Below are 21671 nucleotides of genomic sequence, written 5' to 3'. Positions count from 1 at the left end.
GCACGCGCTGCGACGCGACCAGGCCGCGGGGAGAGGCGACCCGGGCGTCACGCCCGGGCATCGCGGCCGAGGGCTGGGCGGGGCGCTGACCGCCGGAATGGCGCGCGCCCGGTTCACCCGGTACGACCACGTGGCGCTGGGGCCCCCGCCCACTCGTCGAGATTCCCGGAGATCTTGGAACGGTTCGGCCCCTCTGGGGGCCATTCCGTACCAAGATCTCGCGTGGGGCGACGAACTTGATGGCACGGATGGATCGGGCGCTGGTCGATCCGCCGGTGGTCGGCATGAGTCGTTCGCGCCATCAAGTTTGCAGCCCCGGCGGCCATCTTCGCCCCGACGCCGGGCGACATCCGTCAGCGGGACCGGCCCACCGACCCAGACCCGGCACCGGCACCGGCATCGGCATCGGCATCGGCCGACGGTGCCGACACCGGCACGGCCACCGGCCCCGGGCCGGCGGGGATTCCGTCGGGACCGGTCGCGGGAACCGGGCCCGCCGCGGACCGCGCGACCCCCGACACGGCGGCACCTGACGCTGGGGCACCGGGCTCCGCGACCCCGGACCGCGCGGCGGCTCGCCCGGCGCGCCAGGCCGGCAGGTAGAGCGGCGCGGCCACGGCCAGCACCACGGCGCCGACCAGCATGGCCACGCGGACGCTGGTGGCGTCCGCCAGCGCGGTGAGCACCACCGCGCCGAGCGCACCGGCCGGCTGGGCCATCATGGAGTTCAGCGACAGCACGCTGGTCCGGTACGGCCCGTCGACCTGCCGGTGCAGCAGCCCCATGTGCAGCGGGTTCGACGCACCGTGCACGGTGTAGCAGGCCAGGTAGGCGAGCAGCACGCCGACCGGGCCGGCGAGCAGGCCCATGCCGACCACCGTCACGCCCTGGAGCACCCGCATCAGCGCGGCGGCCGGCGCGGCGCCGAGGCGACGCAGCAGGACCGGGGTGAGCGCGGCGCCTGCCGCGTTGGCCAGCCAGGCGGCCGAGCCGGCGGGGCCGAGCAGCGCCGCCGCCCGGTCGGCGCCACCGACCACCTCGGACAGCCGGATCGGCAGCAGCGACTCGAACGTGACCATGCCGAAGCCCCAGAACAGCTCGACGGAGACCAGCGCCAGCAGCACCCGGTTGCGGCGCAGCAGGCCGACGGCCTGACCGACCATCCGGGGCGCCTGCGCCACCGAGGTCCGTAACGTGGCCGGGCCCGACGTGGGGCGCTGCTCCCTCATCAGCGTCAGCAGCGCCACGATCGAGACGGCCTGGAGCGCGGCGGCGACCAGCACCGGTCCGGTCAGCGCGCTGACCGGGCCGATCGGGCCGAGCGCGACCAGGCCGCCGCCGAGCAGCGCGCCGACGCCGATGGCGACGCCGATGACGGTGCCGGCCCAGCCGAGGCCGCGTTCGTACGCGGCGTCCGGGTCGGCGGCCAGCGTGGCGTCGACGTACCAGGACTCCAGCGGGCCGCTGTCGAGCGCCCGGTAGACGCCCTGCAACGCCCAGACCAGGAAGAACATCCAGAACGAGTCGGCCACCGCCATCAGTGCCAGGGAGGCCAGCGCGACCACCCAGGCGGTCAGCAGCACCGGTCTGCGGCCGAGCGCGTCGGCGAACCCGCCGGTGGGCAGCTCCAGCGCCAGCACCACCAGGCCCTGCGCGATGGCGACCAGACCGATCTGGGACAGCGACAGGCCGCGCTCCTGCATCAGCAGGATCATCACGGTCATGAGCAGGCCGCTGGGCAGCCAGCGCAGGCCGTGGAGCGTGAGGTAGCGGAACCGGATCTGGCGTACGGACAGGACGCTCACGGCTTCTCCTCGGTGGGTGGCAGGACCGGGCTGAGCGGGAAGGCGGCCAGGTAGAGCTGCACCAGCTCGGCGTCGGGGTCGTCGGGGTCGGTCTCGTCGCGGTGCCGTTCGAGGAGCGCGAAGACCTCCGCCTTGATCGCCTCCAGGCGGGTGGCCGGGATCCGCATGAAGAAGTCGCCCATGCCGAACGCGTCGCGCCAGGCCGGCGACCACTCGTGGCGCTGCGCGGCCCACCGTTCGGCGTGCTCGGTGAAGAAGCGGATGTAGTCCGCCTCGATCCACTCGATGGCGGCGCGGGCGTCCGGGTCGTCGTCGTAGTCGCTGGCCTCCCACTGGGTGACGTCGTGCGCGGCCCGCCAGAACCGTTGTCGCCCGGTGCCCAGCTCCGGGTCCTCCACCACCATGCCCACCTCGGCGAGCTGGCGCAGGTGGTAGCTGGTCGCGCCGGTGTTGGTGCCGAGCAGCTCGGCGAGCCGGGTGGCGGTGGCCGGCCCGTTCACCCGCAGCGCGCCGACCAGGCGCATCCGCAGGGGGTGGGCCAGCACGCGCACCTGCTGGTGGTCCAGCCGGACCCGGCGCGGCTCGGGACGGGTCTGTTCACTCTCCATGCGATGCACAATATCTGTGCACACTTCCCGTGCACAAGACCCGTGCAAAGAAAGTGTGCAAGCGGTGGGGTGGTCAGGCGAACAGTTCGGCGACGCCGCGCAGGCGGGTCCGGAGCAGGCCGGTGGCCCGGGTGGAGTCGAGGCGTACCTCGATCGGGCGGTGCAGACCGGCGGCGGTCGTGGTGGTGGTCCGCAGCCCGGCCGGGTCGACGCCGAGCCGGCGGGCCAGCAGCCGTCCGACGTCGGCGCGGCTCACCTGGTCCGGGCCGGCCACGTTCAGCGGGCCGGCCAGGTCGGTCGGGAGCAGCTCCAGCACCGCCGCGGCGAGGTCGGTGACGTCGATCGGGCAGCGGATCTCGTCGCTGAACAGCGTGGCCCGACCGGCGAGCGCGTCCCGGCAGCGCTGGATCTGCTTGCTCCCCGCCCCGAGGATCAGCGAGGTCCGCACCACCAGCGCCCCCGGGTCCACCGCCCGCACCGCCGTCTCAGCCGCCGCCTTGGCCGCCCCGTACGGATACACCGGCGTGGGCGGCTCGTCGTCGGCGTACGGCGCCGGACGCCCCGCGTGCAGCGCGTCGCTGGACAGGTGCACCAGCCGCGCGCCCACCTCGGCGGCGGCGGACGCGACGTGGGCCGCCCCGTCGGCGGTGACCGCCCAGTCGTCGAAGCGGTACGGGGTGCTGACCACGGCGTCCGGGCGTACCTCGGTCAGCAGCGCGCGCACCGCGGCCCGGTCGGTCACGTCCAGCCGACGCTCCGCGACGCCGGGCACCCCGACGGCGCCCGAGTGGCAGGTCCCCACCACCCGCCAGCCGGCGGCGACCGCCTGCCGGCACACCTCACCGCCCAGAAACCCGCTGCCGCCCACGACCACCAGCTCCACCCCGCACCCCCGACGCGCTGATCATGAGGTTGGCGGGACGACACGCCGCGCGCCGTCCCGCCAACCTCATGATCGACAGCTCACGCCGGGTGGGACGTGGGGGTGAGAGGGAGGATCAGGTGGGGTCGGCGACCGGGGCGGCGGGGCCGGCGGTGCCGGCGTGCGGGGCGGCGGGCGCCTTCGGCTTGGCGTCGATGCCGGCCTCGGCGCGCTGCTGCCCGGTGATCGGCGTCGGCGCGCCGGTCAGCGGGTCGAAGCCGCCGCGGGTCTTCGGGAACGCGATCACCTCGCGGATCGAGTCCGCGCCGGCCAGCAGCATGCAGACCCGGTCCCAGCCGAACGCGATGCCGCCGTGCGGCGGGGCGCCGTACTTGAACGCCTCCAGCAGGAAGCCGAACTTGTCCTGCGCCTCCTCCGGCGTGATGCCGAGCAGGTCGAACACCCGCTGCTGCACGTCGCCCCGGTGGATACGGATCGAACCGCCGCCGATCTCGTTGCCGTTGCAGACGATGTCGTACGCGTAGGCCAGCGCCCGGTCCGGCGCCTCCTCGAAGCGGTCCACCCACTCCGCGTTCGGCGAGGTGAACGGGTGGTGCACGGCGGTCCAGCCACCGTCGTCCGTGCGCTCGAACATCGGCGCGTCGACGACCCAGCAGAACGCCCAGGCGCTCTCGTCGACCAGGCCGGCCCGCTTGGCGATCTCGATGCGGGCGGCGCCGAGCAGCTCCTGCGCCTCCCGGGTGTCCGTGCCGGCGGCGAAGAAGACCGCGTCGCCGGGCTTCGCGCCGACCGCGTCGGCCAGCCCACCCAGGTGCTCGGCGGAGAGGTTCTTCGCCACCGGCCCGCGCGCCTCGCCGGTCTCCGCGTCCAGCACCACGTACGCCAGGCCGCGCGCGCCACGCGCCTTGGCCCAGTCCTGCCAGCCGTCCAGCTCCTTGCGGGTCTGGCTCGCGCCGCCCGGCATGACCACCGCGCCGACGTAGCCACCCGCGTCGATCGCGCCGGCGAACACCCGGAACGCGGTGCCGCGCAGGTAGTCGGTCAGCTCGGTCAGCTCGACGCCGTAGCGCAGGTCCGGCTTGTCGGAGCCGTAGCGGGCCATCGCGTCGTGCCAGGTGATCCGCGGGATCGGCCGGGCGATCTCGTGGCCGGCCAGCTCCTTCCAGAGCGACGCGACGATCGCCTCGCCGAGGTCGATCACGTCGTCCTCGGTGACGAACGACATCTCGATGTCGAGCTGGGTGAACTCCGGCTGCCGGTCGGCGCGGAAGTCCTCGTCCCGGTAGCAGCGGGCGATCTGGTAGTAGCGCTCCATGCCGCCGACCATGAGCAGCTGCTTGAACAGCTGCGGCGACTGCGGCAGCGCGTACCAGCTCCCCGGCTGGAGGCGCACCGGGACCAGGAAGTCGCGCGCGCCCTCCGGGGTGGAGCGGGTCAGCGTCGGCGTCTCGATCTCCAGGAAGTCCCGCTCGTGCAGCACGGTGCGGGCGAGCTGGTTGGCCTTGGAGCGCAGCCGCATCGCCTTCGCCGGGCCGCCGCGACGCAGGTCGAGGTAGCGGTACCGGAGCCGGATGTCGTCGCCGGCCTCGACCTGGTCGTCCACCGGCAGCGGCAGCGGCGCGGCCTCGGAGAGCACCTCCAGCGCGGTGGCGGTCACCTCGACCTCGCCGGTCGGCAGGTCCGGGTTCTCGTTGCCCTCGGGACGGCGGGTCACCTCGCCGACGACCTTGACGCAGAACTCGTTGCGCAGCGCGTGCGCGTCCTCCTCGCGGAAGACCACCTGCACGACGCCGGAGGCGTCGCGCAGGTCGACGAAGATGACACCGCCGTGGTCGCGCCGGCGGGCCACCCACCCGGCGAGCGTCACCGTCGAGCCGGCGTCCGCGGCGCGCAGGCTTCCGGCATTGTGGGTACGGATCACGGCTGGCGACTCCTCATCTGGTCCACGACTGCTCCGAAGCATTCTGTCAGGGCGGGCCGGCCGGTTCCCCGGCACCCGTCCGGTCAGTCCGGCTCGGCCGGGAGCAGGTGACTGACCCGGACGTCGTCCTCGGCCAGCGCCCGGGCCCGTTCCTCGACGACCCGGTCCGCCCCGGTGAGCCGGCCGCCGTGCTGGCGCAGGTGCTCCTCCCAGGTCGGCACCTGATACACCTCGACGTAGCCGTGGGCCCGCTCCCCGGCCCGGAACAGCCCCCAGCGCATCGCGCCGGTACGCCGGCGGGACCGGCCGACCGCGCGCATCGCCTCGACGAACTCGGCCTGCCGCTCGGGGCGGACCGTGTACGAGACGGTGACCAGCACCGGGCCGCCACGCGCCGGCGGTTCCAGCGTCAGGTGCGGCTCGGGCCAGTACACGGCCGGGTCACGGTCCACGCCCCGGGTCTCCCGCAACGGCCAGAGCAGCACGCTCAGCGCGCCGACCGCCATCAGCGCGGCGGCCACGGTGAGCGCGCCGACCAGGCCGGTGAACTCGCCGAGCGCGCCCCAGGCGACCGCCCCGAGCGCCTGACCGCCGGCGAACACCATCTGGTAGACCGACAGGCCGCGGGCGCGTACCCAGCCGGGCAGGAAGAGCTGCATGGCGGCGTTGACGCTGGACAGCACCGTCATCCAGGCCAGCCCGGCGGGGACCAGCGCGACCACCGCCACCGCCGGTACCGGCACCAGCGCGAGCGCCGCCAGCACCGCCGCGTACAGCAGCCCGGCGAGGAGCAGCAGGTGGTTGCTGGTGAGCACCCGGCGGATCCGGGGCAGGACCAGGGCGCCGGCCACCGCGCCGACGCCGAGCGCGCCGAGCAGCACGCCGTAGCCGCCCGCGCCGAGGCCGAGCCGACGGCTGGCGACCAGCGGCAGCAGCGCCCACAACGCGCTGCCGGGCACCACGAACAGGGCGGCGCGCAGCAGGATCCGGCGGACCACCGGCGAGTGCCGGACGTACCGGCCACCGGCGCGCAGCGCCGCGGTGAACCGCTCCGGTGTGGTGTCGGCGTCCCGGCGCTCCGGTCGCCAGCGCAGCAACGTCAGCGCGAAGATCGCGAACGAGACGGCGTTGACCGCGAAGACCACCGCCACGCCGGCCTGGGCCACCAGCACGCCGGCCACCGCCGGTCCGACCGAGCGGGCCAGGTTGACGCTGATCGAGCCGAGCGCCGAGGCGGAGACGAGCTGCGAGCGGGGCACCAGCTCGGGGATCACCGCCTGCCAGGCGGGCAGCGTGAGCGCCTGCCCGACACCGAGGCCGAAGGTGAGCGTGAGCAGCAGCGCCGGCGGCATCCGGCCGGCCGCGGTCAGCACGGTGAGCAGCACGCCGACGGCGGCCAGGAAGCACTGCACGGCGATCAGCAACCGCCGCCTGTCGAACGTGTCGGCGAGCGCGCCGGCCGGCAGCGCCAGCATCAGCACCGGCAGCATGCTGGCGGTCTGCACCAGCGCGACCAGCGTCGCGGCGCCGGGCTGATCGACCAGCAGCCACTGCGCGCCGACGGTCTGCATCCAGGTGCCGATGTTGCTGGCCAGCACCGCCAGCCAGAGGCTGCGGAACGCGGCCGACCGCAGCGGCGCCCAGGCGGACGGCTGCCGGTCGGTCACGTCGGTCACGTCGGTCACGTCGGTCGGGGAGGCGCTCACCGGCCGATACCTACCCGGTCCGGGGCCCGGCACTCCCGGTACGCGCGGAACGGGCCGCCGGTCGCCCGGCGGCCCGTTCGTGGGGTACGGATCAGAAGACGCTCACGCCGTAGACGCTGAGCGGCTCGGTGACCGGCTGGAAGTAGGTGGTGCCGCCGGAGGAGCAGTTGCCGCTGCCGCCGGAGGTGAGGCCGAGCGCGGTGCTGCCGGCGAAGAGCGAGCCGCCGCTGTCGCCGCCCTCGGCGCAGACGTTGGTGCGGATCAGGCCGGAGACGCTGCCCTCGGCGTAGTTGACCGTCGCGTTGGTGGCGGAGACGCTGCCGCTGCGCAGGCCGGTGGTGCTGCCGGAACGCTTGACGGCCTGGCCCACGTACGCGTTGCCGGCCGTGGTGATGTCCTGGTAGCTGCCGTTGTAGAGGTAGACGTTGCCGGCCGCGTTGGCCGAGTTGCTGTGCCGGACGATGCCGTAGTCGTTACCCGGGAAGCTGGTGCCGGTCCGGGTGCCGAGGACGCTCGTCTGACCGGAGTTCGAGTACCAGGTCGAGCCCAGGTTGGTGCAGTGCCCGGCGGTCAGGAAGTAGTAGGTCGAGCCGCTGCGCACGTTGAAGCCGAGCGAGCAGCGGTAGCCGCCGGTGTAGATGGCCTGGCCACCGGAGATCCGGGTGGTCAGCGTGCCGGCCTCGGCCTCGATGCGGACCGCGCCACCGGTGCGGGCGGCGGCGGCCTTGACCCGCTCCAGCTTGGCGCCGGTGACGGTGCTGTCGACGGAGACGACGACCTGGTTGGTCGCGGCGTCGGTCCACCAGGCGGTGCCCGGGATCTTGGCGGAGCGCTCCAGCTCGCTGGTGGCGGCCTTGAGCTGGTTGGCGCCGCGGGTGACGAGCTTCGGGACGGCGCCGGCGGCGTGCACCTGGCGGGCGGCCGCGGCGTCGGTCACGGTGACGACCATCTTGCCGCTGGCGTCGGCGTACGTGCCGGCGGCGCGGTCGCCGAGCTTGGCGACGAGGGAGGCGGCGGCGTCGGGCGAGGCGGGCGAGGGGGCGGCCTGAGCGGGTGCGCCGAGCAGGGAACCGGTGACCAGGGTACCGGCCACGGCGACGGCGGCGGCGCGACGGAGCGTGGACCTCGTGGGTCGCATGTAACAACCTCCGAATGGGGGTGAACGGGCGCTGTCATGGGGGAACGCCCGAGGACAACCCGGGCGACCTGGGGAAACCGTCCGGGCTGACCAAAGTATTCACACATTTAAGATCGTAAACAAGACATGCGTTTGACCGGATTCGCACCGCCGCCGCATGTAACGCCGTGGCAACAACATCGCCACCAGGTGTCAGACCCGACGCGGCCCTGCTCAGCCGCGACGACGCGCGCCCGGGCCGGGACGCGGCAACACGTCGCGCGCCGCGGTCACGTCGTGCCCCTCGGCGCAGCGCAGCGCCACCCGCACCTCGCCGCCGCAGTCGCGGTGCGCCACGCTCAGCGGCGGGCCCTCCGGGTCGGCCAGGTACCGGTCGCCCCACCCGAGCACCGCCACCAGCACCGGCCACAGGTCCAGCCCCATCCCGGTGAGCCGGTACTCGTGCCGCGGCCGGCTGCCCGGCTCGCGGTACGGCTCCCGGCGCAGCACCCCGCGCTCCACCAGCATCGCCAGCCGGTTGGTCAGCACCTGACGCGGGATGCCGGTGCGCACCCGCATGTCGTCGAAGCGGCGTACGCCGTTGAACACCTCGCGGAGCACGACCACGGTCCACCGCTCGCCGAGGATCTCCATGGCGCGCGCGATGGTGCAGTTCTCCACCGACCAGTCCAGTGCCGCGGGTCTCATGCCGACCAGGCTAGGTCTGATTGACAGACTCAGCAACGCGCTGCAAGGCTGAGTCCATGACCCAGACGCAGGAGCGCAGTCGCACGTTCACCTGGTCCGACCCGGTCGCCGGCGCCGCCCACCTCGGCCGCCGCAGCGGTCTCGACCTGCTGCGCGCGATGATCGCCGGCGAGCTGGCCGCGCCGCCGGTCATGCACCTGATCGACATGGCGCGGATGGAGGCCGACGAGGGTCGCGTCGTCGTCGAGCTGGTGCCGCAGGAGTTCCACTACAACCCGCTCGGCACGGTGCACGGCGGCGTCCTCTCCACCCTGCTGGACACCGCCGCCGGCTGCGCGGTGCACACCACGCTGCCGGTCGGCGTCGGCTACACCTCGCTCGACCTGAACGTGAAGTTCCTCCGCCCGGTCACCGTGGCCAGCGGCACGCTGCGCTGCGAGGGCACCGTGCTCCAGCGCGGCCGGCGCACCGCCCTGGCCGAGGCCCGCCTCACCGACCCGGCAAACCGCCTGGTAGCCCACGCCACCTCCACCTGCCTCCTCTTCCCCCTACCCCCGCCCGCCTGACTCCCCGCCCACCCACCGCGCCCCACCGCGCCGCGCCCCACGCGCCCCACCGCGCCGCGCAGTTTCACGGAAAGAGTGGCTATCCGGCCGCAGATAGCCACTCTTTCCGTGAATCAGCGGGAAGTGGGGGGTGAAGGGGCGGGGGTCAGCGGGGTGTGGTGAGGCGGGCGGCTCGGGCGGCGCGGCGCTCCTCGAAGCGGGCCGCCTGGGTCTCCAGCGTGTCGAGCTGGGCGGCGATCTGCTCGCGGGCGGCCTCGCCGTCGCCGTTCAGGCCGGTCACCTCGAACAGGTTCCACTGGCGCAGCACCGGCACCACCACCTCGTCACGGTGCTGGCGCAGGTCGTAGATGCCGGCCAGGGCGATCGCCACCGACTTGCGGGCGAAGCCGTCGATGCCCACCCCGGGCATCTGGAAGTCGGCCAGCACGTCGGCGACCGCCCGCATGGCCTGGCTCGGCGCCAGCTCGAAGGCCGCGGCGAGCAGGTTGCGGTAGAAGACCATGTGCAGGTTCTCGTCCGCCGCCACCCGGGCCAGCAGCGCCTCACAGATCGGGTCGCCGGTGGCCCGGCCGGTGTTGCGGTGCGAGATGCGGGTGGCCAGCTCCTGGAACGACACGTACGCCAGCGAGTGCAGCACCTCGTCGTCGTGGACGTTGCGGTAGCCGGCGGACATGTGCACCATCCGGGCCCGCTCCAGCGCCACCGGGTCGACCGCCCGGCTCACCGTCAGGTAGTCGCGGATCGCGGTGCCGTGCCGGCCCTCCTCGGCGGTCCACCGGTGCACCCAGGTGCCCCACGCGCCGTCCCGCCCGAACAGGCTGGCGATCTCGTGGTGGTAGGAGGGCAGGTTGTCCTCGGTGAGCAGGTTGACGATCAGCGCGGTGCGGGCCGCGTCGGGCAGCGTCGAGTCGGCCTCCGACCACGCCTCGCCGCCGAGCGGGCCGTCGAACGTGCGACCGTCGCTCCACGGCACGTACTCGTGCGGGAACCACTCCTTGGCCAGCGACAGGTGCCGGTCGAGGTTCTTCTCCACGACCGGTTCGAGTTCGGTGAGCAGAGCGGTCTGGCTGAGCACGGACACGACGTTCTCCCTACGGTGGCGTAACTTACGCCACCGTAGGTCGAATCGTCGTCAGACGCCAGCGCCGGCGACCAGCGGCTTCAGGTCGGCCCGGGGCGGCGTCCACTCGCCCGCCGCGGCGGCCACCTGCGCGCCGGACCGGATGTCCTTCACCTCGTCGCCGTCCGCGCCGGGGAACCAGACGTACGGGATGCCACGGCGCTCGGCGTACCGGATCTGCTTGCCGAACTTCGCCGCGGACGGCGACACCTCGGTCGGGACGCCCCGGGACCGCAGCGCCGCCGCGACCGCGTCGCTGGCCGCCCGGTCCTCCTCGGCGGTGACCGCGACCAGCACGCACGTCGGCACCGAGCGGGACACCGTGAGCGCGTCGGCGCCGAAGAGCAGCCCGAGCAGCCGGGTCACCCCGATCGAGATGCCCACCCCGGGGAACCGGGTGTTGCCGGCGCTGGCCAGGTTGTCGTAGCGGCCGCCGGAGCAGATCGAGCCGAACCGCTCGTACCCGATCATCTGGGTCTCGTAGACGGTGCCGGTGTAGTAGTCCAACCCTCGGGCGATGCGCAGGTCGGCGACGCAGAGGCCGGGCGCGTGCGCGGCGGCGGTCTCCACCACGGCGGTCAGCTCCGCGATGCCCTCGTCGAGCAGCGGGTCGTCGACGCCGAGGGCACGCACCGCGTCGGCGAACGAGGCGTCCGGCGCGGAGATCTCGGCCAGTGCCAGCGCCGCCTTGGCCTGCGCCTCGCTCGCCCCGGCGGTCTCCGCCAGCAGCTCGGCCACCTTGGCCGGCCCGATCTTGTCGAGCTTGTCCACCGCGCGCAGCGCCGCCTCCGGGTCGGTCAGCCCGACGCCCCGGTAGAAGCCCTCGCAGATCTTGCGGTTGTTGACCTGGATGCGCACCGGCGGGACGGGCAGCGACCGCAGCGCGTCGCCGATCACCAGCGGCATCTCGGCCTCGTAGTGGGCCGGCAGCGTGTCCCGGTCGACGATGTCGATGTCGGCCTGGAGGAACTCCCGGTAGCGGCCCTCCTGCGGGCGCTCGCCCCGCCACACCTTCTGGATCTGGTAGCGGCGGAACGGGAACTGCACCTTGCCGGCGTTCTCCAGCACGTAGCGGGCGAACGGCACGGTCAGGTCGAAGTGCAGGCCGAGCGCGTCGTCACCGGCCGGCCCGTCGGCGTCGGCCTGCAACCGGCGCAGCAGGTAGACCTCCTTCGAGGTCTCCCCCTTGCGCAGCAACTGGTCCAGCGGCTCGACCGAGCGGGTCTCCAGCGGCGCGAAGCCGTACAGCTCGAACGTGGCGCGGATGCGGTCCAGCACGAACTGCTCGATCATCCGCTGCGCCGGCGTCCACTCGGGGAAGCCGGAGATGGGCGTGGGCTTGCTCATGGCGTACTCCTTGCGATCCCGCGCGGGGCGCGGGTGCGGGTCTAGAGGCCTCGGGTGGGCGCGGCCGGGCGCGCGGAATCCGCCACCTCGACGAGGTACGGGTTGCTCGCGCGCTCGCGGCCGATGGTGGTCGCGGGGCCGTGGCCGGGCAGGACGACGGTGTCGTCGGCCAGCGGGAGGACCTTCTCCCGGAGGCTGGCCAGCATGCGGGGCATGCTGCCGCCCGGCAGGTCGGTGCGGCCGATCGAGCCGGCGAAGAGCACGTCACCGGAGAGGCAGATCTCGTCGGCCTCCCAGGGCGAGCCGGCGCCGGGCATCCGGAACAGCACCGACCCGCCGGTATGGCCGGGGGCGTGGTCGACGGTGATCTCCAACCCGGCCAGCGACAGCGTCGCGCCGTCGGTCAGCTCGGCCACGTCGTCCGGCTCGGCGTACGGCAGGCGCCCGCCGAAGAGCGCGGTGAGGTCCATGGACAGCGCCTTGGACGGGTCGGCCAGCAGCTCGCGGTCCTCCGGGTGGACGTAGGCGGCGATGCCGCGCGCGCCGCAGACCGGCGCCACCGAGAAGGTGTGGTCGAGGTGGCCGTGGGTGAGCAGCACGGCGGCCGGGTGCAGGCGGTGCTCCGCGAGCACGGCGTCGAGCCGGTCGAGCACCCCGATGCCGGGATCGACCACCACGCACTGCTCCCCCGGCGCGGTCGCCACCACGTAGCAGTTGGTGCCGAAGGCGTCCGCGGGAAAGCCGGCCACGAGCACGTCCGTCCCCTCTCCGTCCGGTCGTCGTCCTCGCTCAGCAGCCTAGTCGTACCGGCGAACGGGTTTCGCCCGCCACCACGCCCGGACGCCCCACCGGCCCCAGTGACAACGCCCGATAAGGCGAGGCCGGACCTCGTACACCACTTTCCCAGTCGGTAGCCGTACACTCTGGCGGGCGTGTGGCGTGGCGCACCCCGACCGAGGACGGCGGGCGGCGCCCGGACGCCGGCGACGATCAGGCAGAGGAAGGGGAGCACCTGTGGCTTCCAGCAGGGACCGGCAGCGCAAGATGGCGCGGGCCAAGCTCGACCGGCAACTCGCCCGGCGGGCCGCGGCCGCGAAGCGCCGCCGGCAGATCCAGGCCGGCGTGGGCGCCGCGGTGGTGCTCGTGCTGATCGTGGCCGGCTCGGCCTGGGCGCTCGGCGCGTTCGACTCGGAGCCGAAGAAGCAGGCCGCCGAGGACACCTGCCTCTGGACCCCGCAGGACGGCGCCGCGAACGCCAACCTCAAGGACGCCGGCACGCCGGCCACCAAGGGCCTGCCCACCTCGGGCACGCGGCCGATGACGGTGACCACCAACCAGGGCGGGCCGATCACCGTCGACCTGGACCTGGCCGCCGCGCCCTGCGGCAGTGCCAGCCTCGCCCACCTGGCGAGCCGGAAGTTCTACGACACCACCAAGTGCCACGAGATCACCACCGAGGGCGCGCTGCGCTGCGGTGACCCGAGCGGCACCGGGATCGGCGGGCCGACCTACTCGTTCTTCGACGAGAACGTCCCCACCGCGCCCGAGGCGAGCCCGTCGGCCTCGCCCGCGCCGGGGCAGTCACCGGCCTACCCGAAGGGCACCGTCGCCCTGGTCGGTAACCCGCCGGGCACCAACGGCAGCCAGTTCCTGATCTTCTTCAAGGACTTCAGCCCGGCCAAGCCGGCCTACAGCGTCGTCGGCAAGGTCACCGGCGGGCTCGACGTGGTGGAGAAGATCGGCGCGATCCCGACCGTGGACAATGGCAGCGGGTCCAAGGTCAAGCCGAAGACGGACGTGGTGATCCAGAGCCTCACCGTCGGCGAGCCGAAGGCCGCGCCGGCGGGCAGCCCCAGCGCCGGTTGATCCACCCTTTTCGACTCGGCGGCGCGCGACGCCGTCCCCCGATACACAGCACGTGAGGAGTGACCGTGACGTCCACGAGAGACCGCCAGCGGGCGGCGGCGCGGGCCCGGCTCGAGCGGGAGATGGCCGAGCGGGCCGGCAAGGCCCGCAAGCGCCGGCAGACGCAGGCGATCGTCGGCGCCGCGGCCGTGCTGGTGCTCGTGGTGGCCGGCACCGTCTGGCTCGCCACGTCGCTCGGCGACGACGACGACAAGCAGCAGGCCGGCACCGCGGCCGGCTTCGCCCAGTGCACCTACAACGAGGTGCCCAAGGAGGGCCGGCCGGCGCAGATCAAGGACGTCGGGCTGCCCCCGACGCAGCAGGCGAACAAGGGCACCCAGACGATGACGATCGACACCAACCTGGGGCCGATCACCGCGAAGCTGGACCGCAGCGCCGTGCCGTGCACCGCCGGCAGTTTCACGCACCTGGCCAGCAAGGGCTTCTTCGACAACACCAAGTGCCACCGCCTGGTCACCCAGGGCATCAAGGTGCTCCAGTGCGGTGACCCGAGCGCGACCGGGAAGGGCTGGCGGGACACCGACGGCACCGGCGGGCCGAGCTACAACCTGGCCGAGGAGAACCTGCCCGCCAACAAGCGTCCGCCGTACCCGGAGGGTGTCATCGCGATGGCCAACTCCGGCCAGCCGGGCAGCACCGGCAGCCAGTTCTTCATCGTGTACGGCGACTCCCCGCTCGACCCGAACTACACCGTGCTGGGCACCGTCACCGGCGGCATGGACGTGGTGAAGCAGGTCGCCGCGGCCGGCGACGACGGCGCGTTCGCGAAGCAGGCCGGCGGCGGTCACCCGAAGAAGGAGATCGTCATGACCAAGGTGACCCTGAGCGACATCCAGGGCTGACCCGCGTCATCGAGAAACGCCCGCCGGCTGGACCGGCGGGCGTTTCTCGTAGGTGCGTGCTCAGGCCCCGGACGTGACCCGGTACGCGTCGAAGACACCGTCGACCTTGCGCACCGCGGCCAGCAGGTGCCCGAGGTGCTTCGGGTCGGCCATCTCGAAGCTGAACCGGCTGACCGCCACCCGGTCCCGGGTGGTGGTGACCGTCGCGGAGAGGATGTTCACCCGCTCCTCGGAAAGCACCCGGGTCACGTCGGCGAGCAGCTTGTGCCGGTCCAGCGCCTCCACCTGGATGGCGACCAGGAACGTCGACGCCGAGGTCAGCTTCCAGCTCACCTCGACCACCCGCTCGGGCTGGGCCCGCAGGTCCTCGGCGTTGGCGCAGTCGTCGCGGTGCACGCTGACCCCGCCGGAGCGGGTGACGAAGCCGAACACCGAGTCCGGCGGCACCGGCGTGCAGCAGCGGGCCAGCTTGATCCAGACGTCGCTGACGCCGCGCACCACCACGCCCGGGTCGGCGCTGCTCTGCCGGCTACGCGGCGGCCGGGTGGCGACGGCGGTCTCGGCGATGTCCTCCGCCGCGCCCTCCTCGCCGCCGTAGGACGCCATCAGCTTCTGCACCACCGACTGCGCGGAGACCTGGCTGTCGCCGACCGCCGCGTAGAGCGAGGCCACGTCCGCGAGGTGCAGGTCCCGGGCGATCGCCATCAGCGCGTCCGAGGTGAGCATCCGCTGCAACGGCATGCCCTGCTTGCGCATCGCCTTGACGATCGAGTCCTTGCCGGCCTCGATCGCCTCCTCGCGCCGCTCCTTGTTGAAGTACTGTCGGATCTTGGTGCGGGCGCGCGGGCTCTTGACGAAGCCGAGCCAGTCCTGCGTCGGGCCGGCCGTGTCGGACTTCGACGTGAAGATCTCGATCACGTCGCCGTTGGAGAGCGTCGACTCCAGCGGCACCAGCTTGCCGTTGACCCGCGCCCCGATGCACTTGTGCCCGACCTCGGTGTGCACCGCGTACGCGAAGTCGACAGGCGTCGACCCGGTCGGCAGCGGGATGACGTCGCCCTTCGGGGTGAAGACGTACACCTCCTGGCTGGACAGGTCGAACCGCAGCGCGTCCAGGAACTCGCTCGGGTCGGCCGCCTCCCGCTGCCAGTCCAGCAACTGCCGCAGCCAGGTCATCTCGTCGATGTGCGCCGGCGGGCCCACCACCTGGGTGCCCTTGTGCTCCTTGTACTTCCAGTGCGCGGCGATGCCGAACTCGGCGGTGCGGTGCATCGCGTACGTGCGGATCTGCATCTCCACCGGCTTGCCGGTGGGCCCGATGACAGTCGTGTGCAACGACTGGTACATGTTGAACTTGGGCATGGCGATGTAGTCCTTGAACCGGCCCGGCACCGGCTGCCAGTTGGCGTGGATGACGCCCAGCGCCGCGTAGCAGTCGCGCACCGTGTCGACCAGGATCCGCACACCCACCAGGTCGTAGATGTCGTTGAAGTCGCGCCCGCGCACGATCATCTTCTGGTAGATCGAGTAGAGGTGCTTCGGCCGGCCGGTGGTCTCCGCCTTGATCTTGGCGGCCTTCAGGTCCGTCTGGACCTTCTGCGTCACCTGGCGCAGCAGCGCCTCGCGCTGCGGCTGGTGCTCCCCGATCAGCCGGTTGATCTCCTCGAACCGCTTCGGGAACAGCGTGCCGAAGGCCAGATCCTCCAGCTCCCACTTGATGGTGTTCATGCCGAGGCGGTGCGCCAGCGGGGCCAGGATCTCCAGCGTCTCCTTGGCCTTCTGCTCCTGCTTGGGACGGGGCAGGAAGGTCAGCGTCCGCATGTTGTGCAGCCGGTCGGCCAGCTTGATCACCAGGACCCGGGGGTCCTTGGCCATGGCCACCACCATCTTGCGGATGGTCTCCGCCTTGGCCGCGTCACCCAGCTTGACCTTGTCGAGCTTGGTGACGCCGTCGACCAGCAGCGCGACCTCGCCACCGAAGTCGGCGCGCATCGCGTCGAGGGTGTATTCGGTGTCCTCGATGGTGTCGTGCAGCAGCGCGGCCACCAACGTGGTGGTGTCCATGCCCAGGTTGCCCAGGATGGTCGCCACCGCGAGCGGGTGCGTGATGTACGGGTCGCCGGACTTGCGGTACTGCCCCGAGTGCCAGCGGGCGGCGGTGTCGAAGGCGCGCTGCAACAGCCGCGCGTCGGCCTTCGGATGGTTCACCCGGTGGGTCGCGATCAGCGGCTCCAACACCTCGCTGACCTGCGAGGTCTGCCAGGGCGCGTTGAACCGCGCCAGCCGGGCGCGAACCCGCCGGCCGGTCGGCGCGTTGGAGAGGGCGAAGCCGCCGCTGGACGTGGGGTCACCGGGACCGTCGGTCGGGAACGGCACCACGACCCCGTCGTCGGCCGTCGCGTCCGGCGTGTCGCCGGTCGCGGCGACCGGTGGGTTGCCGTCGCGCTCGGTCACCGAGCCGTCCGCATCGCCTGTCGGGTGCACCGTGCCCTCCACCGGAGGGACGACATCGTGGGACACCGGCCTCCTCACCGTTCGCCGGGATGCGCCGGCCGTCCGGCCGACGTCTGGTCCAACCGACCCGGGGGTCGGTGTTGTTCCGCGCCGGTCACCGGGGCTCGACCCCGGCGGCTCCGCCGCCCGGACGGTCGCCCGCCCGGTCAGGCAAAGGGCAATGCTACCCGTACGGAGGGTACGCCACCGCTCCCCCGGACGGTCGGTGCCGGCGGGCCCCCAGGACGACCTGGGTCAAACGGTCAACAGGGCATGGACCGGGCGCGGGGCGAGACGCTCGCGGCCCTTGAGGAAGCCCAACTCCAGCAGGACGGTGAACCCGGAGACCGTGCCGCCGGCGCGCTCCACCAGGTCGAGCGTGGCCTCGGCGGTGCCACCGGTGGCGAGCACGTCGTCGAGCACCAGCACCCGGTGGCCGGCGGTGAACGCGTCCTGGTGCACCTCCAGCGTCGCCTCGCCGTACTCCAGGGCGTAGGAGGCCGAGTGGGTGGCGCGGGGCAGCTTGCCGGCCTTGCGCACCGGCACCACGCCGACCCCGGTGGCGTACGCGACGGCGGCGGCCAGCACGAACCCGCGCGCCTCGATGCCGGCGACCACGTCGAAGGACTCCGGCCCGTGGTAGGCGATGATCCCGTCGATCACCTCGCGGAACGCGACACCGTCGGCGAAGAGCGGCATCAGGTCCTTGAACATGACCCCCGGCTTGGGGAAGTCCGGCACGTCCAGCAGCCGGCTGGCGACCAGCCGGGCGACCTCCGGGCCGCTGTCTCCCCGTACGCCGGTGGTGTGCGTCTCCGTCACGGTGCGTCCCATGTCCTCTCGAAACGACGACGGCGTCCGTCATGCCGTGGCAACAGCATGACGGACGCCGTCGGAGTCGATCCGTCCGGGCCCTGGGGTCAGCGGCGCTTCGCGCCGCCCGGGCGGTTGCCCCCGCCGCCGCTGGGGCGACCGCCCCGGGCGCCGCTGGGGCGCTTGCCGGCCGGCCGGGAGCCGACCTTCGGGGCGGCGCCGGCCAGCGCCGCGTCCGCCTCGATCGGCTGGTCGCCGGTCGGCGCGGGCCGCGGCGCGCCCTTCGGAGTGATCTCGCCCCGGGCGACTGCCGCCCGGCGGGAGAGCACCCGCTTGTTGTGCGCGCTGATCCGCGGGTCCTGGTTCTTCAGCAGCACCAGCAGCGGGGTGGCCAGCAGGATCGAGGTCAGGAACGCCACCGCCATGCCGACGAAGAGCACCAGACCCAGGTCCTTCAGGGTGCCGGCGCCGAGCAGGCCGGCGCCGATGAAGAGCAGGCCACCGACCGGGAGCAGCGCCACCACCGACGTGTTCAGCGAGCGCATGAGGCTCTGGTTGAGCGCCAGGTTCGACGCCTCGCCGTAGGTGAGGTTGTTGTTCGCGGTGATGCCGCGGGTGTTCTCCTGCACCTTGTCGAAGACCACCACCACGTCGTAGAGCGCGAAGCCCAGGATGGTGAGGAAGCCGATGACCGTCGACGGGGTGACCTCGAAGCCGACCAGTGAGTAGATGCCGGCGGTGAGGACCAGGTTGGTGAGCAGCGAGGCGATCGCGGCGACCGCCATCCGCCACTCGAAGCGCAGCACCAGGTAGACCGACACCACCGCGAGGAAGATCAGCAGGCCGAGGAACGCCCGCGAGGTGACCTGGCTGCCCCACGCCTGGGACACCTGGTTACCGCTGATCTGGTCGGGCTGGATGCCGAACTCCTGCGCCATCGCGGTCTTGGCCGCGTTGGCCTGCTCCTGGCTGAGCTGCCCGGTGCGCATCTCGTAGGTCTCGCCGCCGGCCCCGCCGACCTTCTGCGCGGTGACCACCTCGACGCCGGGGGCCTCCTTGGCCAGCGCGTCGTCGACGACCGTCTCGGCCCGGTCGAGCGTGCCGACGCTGGCCGGAACCTGGAACGAGTTGCCACCGGCGAACTCGATGCCGAGCTTGAAACCGTTGATCGCGAAGCTCAGCACCGCGATCAGCACCAGCGCGCCGGCCACGCCGAACCACAGCTTGCGCTTGCCGACGATGTTGAGATCGGCCTCGCCCCGGTAGAGCCGGGCGGCCAGACCACTCTTAGCCATCTCAGGCCTCCTTGACGCGCGGGTTGCGGGCGGTGCCCGACTCGGCCGACCGGGCCGGCAGCGCCCGGCCCAGACCGCTGACCCGCGGGGACAGGAACGCCCGGGTGCGGGCGAACATCGTCATGATCGGGTGGCGGAAGAGGAACACGACGACCAGGTCGAGCACGGTCGCCAGGCCGAGCGCGAAGGCGAAGCCCTTCACCGCGCCGACCGACACGATGTAGAGCACCACGGCCGACATCAGCGTGATGGCGTTCGCCGAGATGATCGTCCGGCGGGCCCGGACCCAGGCGCGGGGCACCGCGCTGCGTGGGCTGCGGCCCTCGCGGATCTCGTCCTTGAGACGTTCGAAGTAGATGACGAACGAGTCCGCCGCCACGCCCAGTGAGACGATCATGCCGGCGATGCCGGCGAGCGTGAGCGTGAAGCCGATCGACCGGCCGAGCACCACCAGCGCGCCGAAGACCAGCAGCGCGGAGAGCACCAGGCTGAGGAAGATGACCGAGCCCAGCAGCCGGTAGTAGAAGAACGAGTAGATGATGACCAGCAGCATGCCGATGCCGGCGGCCAGCAGACCCGCCTTCAGGTGGCTGTCGCCGAGCGTCGCGGTGACGTTCTGGCTCTCCTGCGGCTCGAACGTCACCGGCAGCGCCCCGAAACGGAGCTGGCTGGCCAGCGCGTTCGCCGACTTGTTGTCGAAGCTGCCGGTGATCTGCGAGTCGCCGGTGAGCACGCCCTGGATCTCCGGCGAGGAGACGATCCGGTTGTCCAGCACCACGGCGACCCGGCACTTGCCGTCCTGGCCGAGCGCGGTCTGGTCGCAGGCCTGGCCCTCGTTGTTGAACGACTCGCGGGTCAGCGCGGTCCACTTCTCCTGGCCGTCGCCGGTGAAGTTGAGGCTGACCACCCACTGGCTGGTCTGGTCGAGCTGGGCGGAGGCGTTCTTGACGTCGGTGCCCTCCACCTTGGCCACGTCGAGCAGGTATTTCGCCCCGGACTCGCAGGCGACCGCCTTCTGCTTCGGGTCCTTGATCGAGCCGGCCGGCCGCTTGTCGAGCTGGGCGCAGGTGATGGTCGGCACGTTGAACTGCATCTCCGGCGTCAGCACCGCGATCTCCTGCGGAGAGAGCGTGCCGAACGGCTTGAACGTGTCGGCCTGCGACGGGTCGGCCGGGGCCTGGAGCCCGGAGGCGGCGGCCCAGGCGGCCGCGCCCACCTTCTGCTCGACGGCCTTGCGCTGCTGCTCGATGCTCTGCGGCACCGGCGCGGCGCTGGCGCTCGGGCTCGGCGCGGCGGCGCTCGCGGAGGCCGACGGCGCCGGCGTGGCGCTGGCGCTCGGCGCGGGGGCCATGCCGCCCTGCCCGCCGGCGCTCGGCGACGCGGAGACCTTGGCGCTCGCGCTCGGCTTCGGCGACGCGCTACCGGACGCCTTCGGCGAGGCGCTGCCCGACGGCTTGGCGCTGCCGGACGGCGCCGCGGAGGCGCTGGGGCTCGGCGCCGGCGCGGCGGCCGCGCCGCTGCCGTCGGTGGCCTTGAGCACCTTGCGGAAGCGCAGCTCGGCGGCCTCACCGACGTCGGTCAGGTCGCGGTTCTGGCCGGGCAGGGAGATGACGATGTTCCGGTTGCCCTCGGTGACCACCTCCGCCTCGGCCACGCCGTAGGCGTTGACCCGGTTCTCGATGATCTGCCGCGCCTCTTCGAGGTTGTCGGCGGTCGGCGGCTTGCCGTCCACCGTGTTGGTGGCCTCGAGCGTCATCCGGGTGCCGCCGATGAGGTCCAGGCCGAGCCGGGGCTCCAGCCGGTCCTTCCAGCCACCGCTGGCGCCGCCCGAGAAGAACACCAAAAGATAGAGGACGACGAAGATGAACCCGAGCACGGCGAGCTGCCGTCCGGGGCGCATCTGTCCCTGAGGTGGTGCCACGGCTGTCCTGTCTCCCTGTACGGTCGCGCCGCTTCCACGGCGGCGACACCTGTCGGGCCGGGGGTGTCCGCCCGACTGCTCCGGCTGGCCAACGTCGGCGACCGGCACGCCGACCCGGGCGCGACGCGGGGGCGTCGCGCGGGTCCGGCCGCATGCCGACGACGGACGCCGACCCAACTATCCACTTGTGGGGGTGTTTCCGCTGCCCCGTCCGGGGCGGCTGGTCACTCCTTGACCGGCTCGACTTCCTCGCTGATGGTCTCGGCCTCGGGCGCCTCGGCCCGCTTGACCACCCGGGCCACGGCGGGACGCGCGTACCGGGTCTGCACGCCGGGGGCGACCTCGAGCAGGACCGTCTCGTCCTCGACCACGGTGACCGTGCCGTGCAGGCCGCCGATGGTGACCACCTCGTCGCCCGGGGCGAGAGCGGACTGCATCTGCTCCGCCTCGCGGCGGCGCTTCTGCTGCGGACGGATCATCATGAAGTACATGACGACGAAGAGCAGAGCGATCATGAGGATCGGCGTCAGACCGCCGGCTCCCCCGCCACTCGCTGCTGCGTAAAGCACGGTGTCGACCTTCCGGTTGGCCCCCGCCGGC

At 72.7% G+C, this 21671-nt stretch carries 18 protein-coding genes; 3 read left to right on the top strand and 15 right to left on the bottom strand.

Annotation, left to right across the window (positions count from 1 at the left end):
* Positions 1-353: 353 nt before the first annotated feature.
* The 7 genes from ACH495_RS16070 to ACH495_RS16040 all read right to left on the bottom strand — a co-directional run bounded on the left by ACH495_RS16070 (position 354) and on the right by ACH495_RS16040 (position 8748).
* Positions 354-1805 carry an MFS transporter gene (locus tag ACH495_RS16070; RefSeq protein ID WP_396858485.1) on the bottom strand — a complete coding sequence of 484 codons (1452 nt, stop codon included), beginning with the start codon at positions 1803-1805 and terminating at the stop codon, positions 354-356.
* Positions 1802-2413: an ArsR/SmtB family transcription factor gene (locus tag ACH495_RS16065; RefSeq protein WP_396858484.1), complete on the bottom strand. Its 612-nt coding sequence runs from the start codon at positions 2411-2413 to the stop codon at positions 1802-1804. The genes ACH495_RS16070 and ACH495_RS16065 overlap by 4 nt, the downstream gene beginning before the upstream one ends.
* A gap of 73 nt (positions 2414-2486) precedes the next feature.
* Positions 2487-3296 (bottom strand): SDR family oxidoreductase, encoded by an 810-nt coding sequence (locus ACH495_RS16060; protein ID WP_396858483.1) that lies wholly within the window; start codon positions 3294-3296, stop codon positions 2487-2489.
* A 115-nt stretch (positions 3297-3411) separates the two neighbouring features.
* Positions 3412-5217, bottom strand: a complete 1806-nt coding sequence (gene aspS, locus ACH495_RS16055) for an aspartate--tRNA ligase (protein WP_396858482.1) — start codon at positions 5215-5217, stop codon at positions 3412-3414.
* 83 nt (positions 5218-5300) lie between these two features.
* Positions 5301-6923 (bottom strand): MFS transporter, encoded by a 1623-nt coding sequence (locus ACH495_RS16050; protein ID WP_396858481.1) that lies wholly within the window; start codon positions 6921-6923, stop codon positions 5301-5303.
* A 91-nt stretch (positions 6924-7014) separates the two neighbouring features.
* Positions 7015-8061, bottom strand: coding sequence for a S1 family peptidase (locus tag ACH495_RS16045; RefSeq protein WP_343442174.1), 1047 nt, complete (start codon positions 8059-8061; stop codon positions 7015-7017).
* A 213-nt stretch (positions 8062-8274) separates the two neighbouring features.
* Complete coding sequence (locus ACH495_RS16040) at positions 8275-8748, bottom strand: winged helix-turn-helix transcriptional regulator (protein ID WP_396858480.1); 474 nt, start codon at positions 8746-8748, stop codon at positions 8275-8277.
* Positions 8749-8804: 56 nt separating this feature from the next.
* On the opposite strand from ACH495_RS16040, the gene ACH495_RS16035 reads away from it, so the two are divergent.
* Positions 8805-9314 carry a PaaI family thioesterase gene (locus ACH495_RS16035; RefSeq protein ID WP_396858479.1) on the top strand — a complete coding sequence of 170 codons (510 nt, stop codon included), beginning with the start codon at positions 8805-8807 and terminating at the stop codon, positions 9312-9314.
* Positions 9315-9459: 145 nt separating this feature from the next.
* On the opposite strand, the gene ACH495_RS16030 is transcribed toward ACH495_RS16035, so the two are convergent.
* The 3 genes from ACH495_RS16030 to ACH495_RS16020 are packed head-to-tail and all read right to left on the bottom strand — an operon-like array spanning position 9460 to position 12536.
* Positions 9460-10395, bottom strand: coding sequence for an acyl-ACP desaturase (locus ACH495_RS16030; protein ID WP_396858478.1), 936 nt, complete (start codon positions 10393-10395; stop codon positions 9460-9462).
* A 51-nt stretch (positions 10396-10446) separates the two neighbouring features.
* The gene (hisS, locus tag ACH495_RS16025; protein ID WP_396858477.1) at positions 10447-11781 is read right to left on the bottom strand and encodes a histidine--tRNA ligase; all 1335 of its coding nucleotides are present in this window, start codon (positions 11779-11781) and stop codon (positions 10447-10449) included.
* Positions 11782-11822: 41 nt separating this feature from the next.
* Entirely contained in the window at positions 11823-12536 is a 714-nt protein-coding gene (locus ACH495_RS16020; RefSeq protein WP_396765769.1) for an MBL fold metallo-hydrolase, read from the bottom strand.
* A 259-nt stretch (positions 12537-12795) separates the two neighbouring features.
* Here ACH495_RS16020 and ACH495_RS16015 point away from each other — a divergent pair, with 259 nt between their 5' ends.
* Positions 12796-13647 (top strand): peptidylprolyl isomerase, encoded by an 852-nt coding sequence (locus tag ACH495_RS16015; protein ID WP_396858476.1) that lies wholly within the window; start codon positions 12796-12798, stop codon positions 13645-13647.
* A 65-nt stretch (positions 13648-13712) separates the two neighbouring features.
* A complete protein-coding gene (locus ACH495_RS16010; protein ID WP_396858475.1) occupies positions 13713-14549 on the top strand; it encodes a peptidylprolyl isomerase in 837 nt (278 codons plus the stop codon).
* A gap of 60 nt (positions 14550-14609) precedes the next feature.
* On the opposite strand, the gene ACH495_RS16005 is transcribed toward ACH495_RS16010, so the two are convergent.
* The 5 genes from ACH495_RS16005 to yajC form a co-directional block, all read right to left on the bottom strand.
* Positions 14610-17045 carry a RelA/SpoT family protein gene (locus ACH495_RS16005; RefSeq protein ID WP_396858581.1) on the bottom strand — a complete coding sequence of 812 codons (2436 nt, stop codon included), beginning with the start codon at positions 17043-17045 and terminating at the stop codon, positions 14610-14612.
* A 252-nt stretch (positions 17046-17297) separates the two neighbouring features.
* The gene (locus ACH495_RS16000; RefSeq protein ID WP_396858474.1) at positions 17298-17864 is read right to left on the bottom strand and encodes an adenine phosphoribosyltransferase; all 567 of its coding nucleotides are present in this window, start codon (positions 17862-17864) and stop codon (positions 17298-17300) included.
* A gap of 98 nt (positions 17865-17962) precedes the next feature.
* Positions 17963-19150: a protein translocase subunit SecF gene (secF, locus tag ACH495_RS15995; protein ID WP_396858473.1), complete on the bottom strand. Its 1188-nt coding sequence runs from the start codon at positions 19148-19150 to the stop codon at positions 17963-17965.
* 1 nt (position 19151) lies between these two features.
* Entirely contained in the window at positions 19152-21071 is a 1920-nt protein-coding gene (gene secD, locus ACH495_RS15990; RefSeq protein ID WP_396858472.1) for a protein translocase subunit SecD, read from the bottom strand.
* Between the two features lie 224 nt (positions 21072-21295).
* Positions 21296-21640, bottom strand: coding sequence for a preprotein translocase subunit YajC (gene yajC, locus ACH495_RS15985; protein ID WP_396858471.1), 345 nt, complete (start codon positions 21638-21640; stop codon positions 21296-21298).
* Between the last annotated feature and the right edge of the window lie 31 nt (positions 21641-21671).

Source organism: Micromonospora sp. NPDC018662, assembly GCF_044391475.1.
Taxonomy (GTDB): Bacteria; Actinomycetota; Actinomycetes; order Mycobacteriales; family Micromonosporaceae; genus Micromonospora.
Note: the sequence above shows the minus strand (reverse complement) of the source record. Positions and strands in the feature narration are given on the sequence as shown.